This is a genomic window from Candidatus Binatia bacterium (assembly GCA_036382395.1).
GTDB lineage: Bacteria > Desulfobacterota > Binatia > HRBIN30 > HRBIN30 > JAGDMS01.
This window is the reverse complement of sequence record DASVHW010000237.1, coordinates 1-1,850: the sequence shown is the minus strand read 5'-3', so window position 1 is coordinate 1,850 and position 1,850 is coordinate 1. Positions and strand designations below refer to the sequence as shown.

At 66.2% G+C, this 1,850-nt stretch carries 1 protein-coding gene; it reads left to right on the top strand.

The window, feature by feature from the left end:
* Nucleotides 1-1,509 (top strand): aldehyde ferredoxin oxidoreductase C-terminal domain-containing protein (locus VF515_11030; GenBank protein ID HEX7408164.1); only part of this gene is annotated, 1,509 nt, incomplete at its 5' end.
* Nucleotides 1,510-1,850: the final 341 nt, after the last annotated feature.

Here is a 1,850-nt window from a genome sequence, read left to right as displayed (position 1 = left end):
CCGACCTCCGGCCGCATGAGCGTGGGGGGCAAGAGCCCGCTCACCGGCGGGATCAAGGAGGCCAACTCCGGTGGACAGGCCGGGCAGAAACTGATGCGGCTCGGTTATCGCGTGCTGATCGTCGAAGGAAAAGCCAAAGACCCGACGAAGCGCTATCTCATCTCTGTCAGCAAGGGCGGGGCCGAGATGCGCGAGTGCCCGGATCTCAAGGGGCTCCGCACCTACGCCGCTTCCGAGAAGCTGGCCACGCAATTTTCCGCGCGCGCCGCTTTCGTCATGTGCGGCCCCGCCGGCGAGCTCGGCTTTTCGGGGGCCAGTGTCGCCTTCACCGACGAGGGTGCGCGCCATCCGTCCCGCCACGCGGCCCGTGGCGGACTGGGCGCCGCGATGGGCGCCAAAGGACTGAAGGCCATCGTTGTCGACGACGAAGGAACGCAAGCCCGCGTCGCCAAGGACGCGGCAGGCTTCAAGGCGTTCACTCTGCAGGTTACCAAGGAGTACAAGGCCGGCCCGCAGCTCTTCCAGTTTGGGACCTCCACCACCGTGCCGCTGGCGAACATGATGAGCACGTTCCCCACACGTAACCGGCGAGAGATGCAGTTCGAGGGTGCCGACGCGCTCAGCGGGATGCACATCGTCGAGAACTTTGCGACGCGCGGCGGTGGCATGCACAACTGCATGTCCGGCTGCATCGTGCAGTGCTCCAACATCGTCAACGACGCCGAGGGCAAGTACGTGACCTCGGCCCTCGAATTCGAGACCCTCGCCCTGTGCGGCTCCAACTGCGCCATCGCCGACCTCGACAAGGTGGCCAAGATCGACCGCCTGTGCGACGACCTCGGGCTCGACACCATCGAGACCGGTGGGGCCATGGGCCTGGCGATGGACTGCGGTGCGCTGGCGTTCGGCGATGCCGATGCGGCCATCGCCCTGCTCGACAAGGTCGACAAGGGCGACAAGCTGGCCGAGACCATCGCGCGCGGCGTGGTGGCCGTGGCGAAACGCTTCAAGGCCGAGCGCGTGCCGGCGATTCGCGGGCAAGGCATCCCGGCGTGGGAAGCGCGCACGCTGCAAGCCACCGGCATCACCTACGCCACCAGTGCCATGGGGGCCGACCACACCGCCGGCCTGATCGTCGTGCCCGCTGCCGATCCGGCACGAGCGTCGCAGGAGGCCCAGCTGGTCAATGCGCTGTGTGACTCCAGCGGCTTCTGTCAATTCCAGCAGCCCACCATCGAGGAGATGCGAACGCTCTACAATGCCATGCACGGGGTGCAGCTGACCTTCGAGGACATGGCGGACATCGGCTGGCAGTGCATGCAGGACGAGTGGGAGTTCAACCGGCGCGCCGGCTTCGGACCGGAGGACAACGACCTCCCCGGATGGATGCGCACCGAGGCGGTGCCCTCGACCGGAATGGCCTTCGCCGTGCCCAAGGAGGAGATCATGCGCGTCTTCGAACGCATGCCCATTTCGGAGGAGCTGCGGGTGATGAAGACGGTCGGCTAGCGCTCGCTGGCCAGTGAGTTAAGGCCGGTCCACCCCAGCGGGCGCCCTTCGATACGGCCGCTGAGAAGATACGGCCTACTCAGGGCGAGCGGTATCTCACCAGCAAGCGGGCTGTGTTCCGTACGCCGAAGGCGTTCCGTACCATAGCCCAGGGTTGCCGCGGCAGCGGCTACCCTGGGCAGCGACACCGATTTCTCTGTTACCCTGAAGGGGTTGCGCTCGACTCGACCTGCGGACACCATTCCGCCGGAGGCTAGCTCAACCGGAGGCCTACAACGTGACGCCTATAGGTCCGTGTGAGACCGAGGCGGGGACCGGACGCAACCCTTTCAGGGTTGAAA